This is a genomic window from Profundibacter sp. (assembly GCF_056498605.1).
On sequence record NZ_JBSMEZ010000022.1, the window covers coordinates 66,590 to 73,599 of the forward strand.

Annotated in this window: 6 protein-coding genes; 1 reads left to right on the forward strand and 5 read right to left on the reverse strand. The window is 54.3% G+C overall.

Features of this window, described 5'->3' with window-relative positions:
• Positions 1 to 3 precede the first annotated feature (3 nt).
• Positions 4 to 618 (forward strand): CDP-alcohol phosphatidyltransferase family protein, encoded by a 615-nt coding sequence (locus tag ACWB12_RS02440; protein WP_479528471.1) that lies wholly within the window; start codon positions 4 to 6, stop codon positions 616 to 618.
• Here ACWB12_RS02440 and ACWB12_RS02445 read toward each other — a convergent pair.
• The 5 genes from ACWB12_RS02445 to ACWB12_RS02465 form a co-directional block, all read right to left on the reverse strand.
• A complete protein-coding gene (locus tag ACWB12_RS02445; RefSeq protein WP_479528472.1) occupies positions 615 to 1,424 on the reverse strand; it encodes a purine-nucleoside phosphorylase in 810 nt (269 codons plus the stop codon). The two genes, ACWB12_RS02440 and ACWB12_RS02445, sit on opposite strands and share 4 nt — an antisense overlap.
• Before the next feature lie 42 nt (positions 1,425 to 1,466).
• Positions 1,467 to 3,956: a GcvT family protein gene (locus ACWB12_RS02450; protein WP_479528473.1), complete on the reverse strand. Its 2,490-nt coding sequence runs from the start codon at positions 3,954 to 3,956 to the stop codon at positions 1,467 to 1,469.
• A gap of 126 nt (positions 3,957 to 4,082) precedes the next feature.
• Positions 4,083 to 5,102, reverse strand: a complete 1,020-nt coding sequence (locus ACWB12_RS02455) for a hypothetical protein (RefSeq protein ID WP_479528474.1) — start codon at positions 5,100 to 5,102, stop codon at positions 4,083 to 4,085.
• An 88-nt stretch (positions 5,103 to 5,190) separates the two neighbouring features.
• A complete protein-coding gene (locus ACWB12_RS02460; RefSeq protein ID WP_479528475.1) occupies positions 5,191 to 6,216 on the reverse strand; it encodes a DNA cytosine methyltransferase in 1,026 nt (341 codons plus the stop codon).
• Position 6,217: 1 nt separating this feature from the next.
• Positions 6,218 to 7,010, reverse strand: a 793-nt coding sequence (locus tag ACWB12_RS02465) for an HNH endonuclease (protein ID WP_479528476.1), incomplete at its 5' end; no start/stop codon positions are given.

The window sequence follows — 7,010 nt, forward strand, 5'->3', positions numbered from 1 at the left end:
CCAATGCTTGACCGTCACCTACGCCCCCTGATCGACCGCACGCTGAACCACAGCGCCAATTGGCTGGCACGGCACAACGTTTCGGCAAACGCCCTAACCGCAATCGGCTTGGCATCCGGCCTGATCGCCGCACTCTGTATCGCACTGGGTGCATTCTGGCTGGCTCTGTTCTTCGCCTTTGCCTCTCGCCTTATGGATGGGCTGGACGGCGCCGTTGCCCGCGCCTCCTCGCCATCTGCGCTTGGCGGCTACCTCGACATCCTCGCAGATTTCACGTTCTACGCGGCCCTGCCTGTCGGGTTTGTGCTCTATAACCCTGCGCTAAACGGCATCGGCGGCGCCATCCTGCTCGCCAGTTTTTTCATCAACTCCGCCAGTTTTCTAGGCTACGCCATCCTCGCTGAAAAATTCCAGCACGAGACCCGCCTGAACGGCGAAAAATCCCACTTCCACGCGACGGGTTTGATCGAGGGCACCGAAACCATCACCTTTTTCGCAATCTGTCTGCTTTGGCCCGCCAGCTTTCAGTGGCTCGCGCCAGCTTTCGCAACGCTCACTTTATGGACGGTTTTTTGCCGCACACGGCTGGCGTGGCGCATATTCGGGGACACCCACTAAAGCCCGCGCAAATATCCGCGGATCAACTGTTCCAGCTTTTGCGCCCCGATGGGTGCCATCATTTTGGTATGCGCGTGGCTGATCACCTCATCGCTCATGCCCGCCGCCATATTGGTGATCACCGACACCGCAGCGCATTTCAGGCCCAGAAACCGCCCCAAGATCACCTCGGGCACAGTCGACATGCCCACAGCATCGGCACCCAGAATATGCAGCGCACGAATTTCGGCAGGGGTTTCAAAATTCGGGCCTGAATACCACGCGTAAACACCATCCTTCAGGCCTATCCCCACACCTTTGGCAACTTCTACCAATCGCGCCCGCAGGTCAGGATCATAGGCATCGACCAAGTTAACAAACCGCCGATCCGTTGCCTCGCCAATCAATGGGCTGCGACCAGAAAAATTGATGTGATCCGAAATCAGCATCAAATCACCAGGTGGAATATCCTTACGAAACGACCCCGCCGCATTGGTCACAAACAACTGCCTTGCTCCCAGCCCCGCCAGAACCTCCAAAGGCACCCGCATTGCATCGGCCACACCATGCTCATAGTAATGCGCCCGCCCGCCAAATACGGCCACACGCACCCCTTCCAACTCACCAATCACCAGCTTGGGATTGTGCCCCGAAACCCCGCCAGCAGGAAACCCGAACAACTCGGAATAAGCGAATTCCTCACCCTCGACCGCCTCCGCCAAATGTCCCAAACCCGAGCCAAGCACAAAGCCAACCTCGACACCCGCATCCCCAAGGCGCGCCCGAATAGCTTCCAAAGACTTTTCAGTATCCACAGCCGCCCCCATTTTCGTTCCCTAAATATCCGCGCCGCAGGCATAGAATCTCTTTTACCCATCCACCCGAATGGACGCATTCTTGGGATCATAGGGGCTGTCCTCAACCACCACCGCATCCCACAATTCGCGGAATATCCGCACCTTCAATTTGGTGCCGATACGGGCCAGTTCCGGCGGTACATACCCCATGCCGATGGATTTCCCGAACGCCACCGAATAGCCACCAGACGTCAGCCGCCCAACCCGTTTATCGCCATCATACAGCGCCTCGCGACCCCACGGATCGGCCCCGTCCGGCCCGTCAATCAGCACCGTCACACATTTGGACCGAATACCAATCTCCAGCATCGCCGCCTTGCCTTGATACTCCTTATCCATATTCACAAAGCGCGGTAAATCTGCCTCAAGCGGCGTTGCATCCCGCCCCAATTCAGTGCCGAACGCACGATAGGATTTTTCCTGTCGCAACCAGTTCTGCGCCCGCGCCCCGACCAGTTTCAGCCCGTGTTCTTCACCCGCAGCCATGATCAGATCAAACAGATAGTTCTGCATTTCAATCGGGTGGTGCAGCTCCCAACCCAATTCACCTGTATAGGCAACGCGGATCGCATCCACCGGACACATCCCCAGTTCGATCTTTTGCGCCGACAACCACGGGAACCGCTTGTTTGATAACGCCGTCGCCGGATCAGCATCAATAATGATCTTCTTCAACACATCGCGCGACTTTGGCCCTGCTATCGCAAACACACCGTATTGCGTGGTAACATTCTGCACTTCGATATAGCCAAACTCACCAGCTTTGTCCGCCGCTGCCTTGCGCAGGAAATCGCCGTCATAATCCGTTAGCGCACCCGAGGACACGAGGTAATATTCATCCTCGCCCTCGCGCACAATCGTATATTCCGTCCGAGTCGTCCCTGCCGCTGTCAGCGCATAGGTCAGATTGATCCGCCCCACGCGCGGCAGTTTGTTACAGGTAAACCAGTCCAGAAATTCCGTCGCCCCCGGTCCCTTGACCCGATGCTTGGTGAACGCCGTCGCATCAATCATCCCCACGCCCTCGCGGATCGCACGGGCCTCCTCGACCGCATACTGCCACCAACCGCCCCGCTTGAACGACCGCGCGTCATGGTCATTAAACCCTTCAGGCGCAAAATAGTTTGGACGCTCCCAGCCATTCACACAGCCAAACTGTGCCCCCGCCGCTTTCATCCGCTCATAGGACGGGGCGGTGCGCAGAGGCCGACAGGCAGGACGCTCCTCATCCGGATGATGCAGAATGTAAACGTGATCGTAACATTCCTCATTCTTGCGCGCGCCATATTCGGTCGTCATCCACGACCCGAACCGTTTTGGATCAAGCGACGCCATATCAATCTCGGCCTCGCCCTCAACCATCATCTGCGCCAGATAATACCCCGTGCCCCCCGCCGCCGTGATCCCGAACGAGAACCCCTCGGCCAGCCACATATTGCGCAATCCAGGTGCGGGTCCAACCAGCGGATTACCATCCGGCGTATAACAAATCGGCCCGTTGAAATCATCCTTCAAACCGCTTTCCTCACACGATGGAATACGGTGGATCATCGCCATATACTGCTCTTCGATCCGGTCCAGCGCCAGCGGGAACAGGTCCGCCCTAAAACTGTCCGGCACCCCGTGCTCAAACCGCGCAGGCGCTTTTTTCTCGTAAATCCCCAGTATCCAGCCACCCCGTTCCTCGCGCACATAAGACTGCGCATCGGCATCCCGAATAACCGGATGCTCGGGATGGTCCTTGCGAAACTCCACCAATGCGGGATCCTGCTCCATCACGATGAACTGATGCTCCACAGGGATCGCCGGCATCTTGATGCCCAACTGCCGTGCGGTGCGCTGCGCATGGTTCCCCGTCGCCGTCACCACATGCTCGGCCGTCACCACGACTTGTTCATCCGAGGGCACCAGATTACCGCCCTTTTCCACCATCTTGGTGCAGGTCACTTCCCACGCGTCACCGTTCCAGTGATAGGCATCGACCTGCATCTTGCGGACAATCTCGACACCCCGTTGCCGCGCACCTTTGGCCATCGCCATCGTCATATCGGCAGGGTTAATATAACCATCGGTGGCATGATACAGCGCCCCCTTCAGATCATCGGTGCGGATCAACGGCCAGCGCTCCTTGATCTGCGCGGGCGTCAGCCATTCAAACGGCACATCACAGGTTTCAGCGGTGGACGCATACAGCATATATTCGTCCATCCGCGCATCCGTCTGCGCCATCCGCAAATTGCCAACCACGGCAAAACCGGCATTCAAACCAGTCTCGGCCTCAAGCGATTTATAAAACTCGACCGAATATTTGTGGATGTGCGTCGTCGCAAAGGACATGTTGAACAACGGTAACAACCCCGCCGCATGCCACGTCGATCCAGACGTCAGCTCATCGCGCTCCAGCAACACCACATCATCCCAACCCGCCTTGGCCAGATGATACGCAATCGACGTGCCAACAGCCCCGCCCCCGACAACCAATGCTTTGACGTGCGTTTTCATAATGACGACTCCCGGAATCTGTATGCTGGGAGTCTTGTGCCGGATTTAACCAGCCAAGGTCAAACACGCCCCGACCGTTGCGAGACAAAAACGACATAACCGGCCTGCCCTAAAGGCACGGGGTTTCTATTCGTCAGGTGGCGTTACGCAAATCTGGCTCACATTGCTGCGCTCGCATTTCAGCCCCGGCATAACCTCCACCGCATTAAACCCGACCTCGATTCCCTTGGGTTCGGTCTCGGCTGCCTCTTCCGGCACCACCTCAACAACCACTTCTTCAACAACCTCGGGTTCGACAACCGCGATCAATCCCTTCTGGCGCAACACACCCCGCTTTTGCTCCAACATCTGCGCCGCCAATGCCGCCTGCTGCGCTTGCTCAACCACAGGCGCCTGACGGCCAACGTTTTCCAGCGGCGGGTCCAGCATACCGTTCAACCCGTCGTAATCTATCGCCGCCATCATCGACCGGATCGCTTCATCCGACGCCACCGCCCGCACCGAAATCATCACATTGTCGCCCATGCTGGCCGAAAACCCGCGATATTTGGCCAGCGCTTCGTCCCCTTGAACAGGACGGATTTCGCCATAGGCCACACCGGCAATCACCGCATACCCACGGGCCTCGGCCACACCGCGAATGTTGGCGTCGGCAACCCTTTGAACCATGCTTGAAAATGACGGCTTCGCATCCGGTTTGGTATATTTTGCACGCAGGGCGATAATCTCGTCCCCCCGCTCGTAAACCCAGATTTCCGTGCGGCGCAAACGCGGCCCGCCTTTGACTTCCTCGGCCAGCATCCCCGCCATCATCAGCGACAATTCCCGCGCTTTGGCGGCTTTTCTCTCCAACGATGTCAAATCGCGCGCGGGCGGCTCCAGTAGCGCATTATCGCCATCCTCCCAATTGCGCCGCGTCCATCCTTCCGGCGCTTCGGGCAAATGGGTTTTCGCCGCCTGCTTTTGCCGACTTTTCAGCGCATTGGCCGCATTTGCGGTATTATAACGGTTAGAGATCGTGTCCACATAGGCGGCTAGCCCGATCTGGCCTAACGGTTGGCCCAGTCTTGTGGACTGCATGGTGTAATCCACCCCGCCGGTGGCCAGAGCCGCCACGATTGCAAACCCGAATATCTGTAGTTTCATAACAAACCCGCTCCATACTGCTTTGGCGGATGGATCGCAGAGGAATTGGGCGGTTGTATGACGCAAGGGGGGTGATTTGGTGGGGGGATCAGCCCACCATTCGGCAAACTTCTTTACTTTGAGTTTTGTTCTGTTGTGTGCTTGAAACAGATATTTGCTCCAAAAGGTTTTGAGCAACGGCTTTGACTAACGGCACGGGCACCGCATTGCCAAATTGCTTATAAGCAACCGAACGCGTCGGGTGCGGTGTGAAACTTTCAGGGAAGCCCTGCAATCGTGCACATTCTCTTGGCGTCAAAAATCTTGGGTTTTTTCCTATTTGCGGAACCAAACATTCTTTTCCATCTTTATAATATCGTGCCACCAACGTATTTGCGGGACGGTCAAGATCAGCTTCAAATGCCGTAAACCCTGTCCCCCGTTCTAAATTATTCTTTGTGCGTCTTTGATGGCCTGCCCAACTACGGTCAGAAATCGTATATTTTTCATCCACACTCTTCTCGAGCGCACTGCGCAGAGGGATCGGATCCCCTGCTAGATCAGGAAATTCAAAGTCACCAATCGGATCACGAAGCGCCACTATGAAACATCGGCGGCGGCGTTGAGGCACAAGCGTTTGCGCGTTCAAAACTTGAAAATGGAACTCGTAACCCAACTCTTTTTCAATAACAGATCTCAAAGTCGCAAAGGTACGCCCCCCGTCATGGCTCACAATATTAGCAACATTTTCCAGCAACAAGGCGGCAGGTCTTTTCACCATCGCTATCCGTGCAATATCATAGAATAGCGTGCCTTGTGTCTCATCTAGCAACCCATGCGATTGTCCCAAATGATTCCTCGCCGAAACTCCTGCCAAACTAAACGGTTGGCACGGGAAGCCAGCCGCTAGGATGTCATGGTCTGGAACTGTTGAATTAACATGATTATCTGACAATTCTGGGCCCGTAATTTTCCGAATGTCTCCAGAAACGTTACCACCATGGTTGTCGATATAGGTCGCTTTAGCCTTTTCATCAATTTCAGACGCGAACACACAACTGCCGCCTAAAGACTTCAGTGCAATGTGAAATCCACCAATTCCGGCGAAAAGATCAATGAATTTGAACTCGGTCATTTCATGTTCCGCCGTAAATCCTCAACACATCATCCACACTAAGCTCTAGAGACTTAAGAAAGCCTTCACGGGGCGCAGCGAGTTTCTTAATATGATCCCGTATTTCACTATATGTAGCGTGGTGCACCATCTTGTGCGCATAGGGGTTGAGTATACATATGTTTTCTTGAACGTCGAGGCTGGTCTCAAATTTTGGCTGTATTCCAATTGGAATAAGATGGTGGGCCTCCAAATATGGGCGCTGGCTACTCCTTGAAATAAATTTAGGGTAATCTGGCAGCATTTCGCATACATATCCTGATCTTTTAAGTGCATCTTGTGCTATTTGTGGGTTTCGCTTAATTCTTTTGATCGTTTGCTCTATTGCCTCTGGCACAACTTCGTTTTGGAAAGCTGCTTGGAATTCATCATCTGAGAAATCAATTAAGGTATCTTGGCTCGCAGTTTTTGTTTTCCCTTCCGATATTTCGAAAACCGAATATTCATCAAGTGCGCCGATCCAAATTTCGCCATCCTTAAGAAAGACAAACCAAATCAACCCCGCTGATGGTTTGAAAACGCCAGCCTTCATATATATTCTAAGTTCAGTTCTCTTAGGCTTAGGGTGCAAAAGAACGAGCGTAATATTTTCCCCCGTGGGATAAAGGCGAAACGTTTCCTCAACAGAGATTCCTTGTTCCTCTAGGCTCGTTTTCGATCCTTTTGGAATATCTCTAAAATAGGATGAAATAACTTCATTCTCGAATCTCGTGATTGTGATTTGAGATTTGCGTGCTTCATCTTTCTCCGTAACA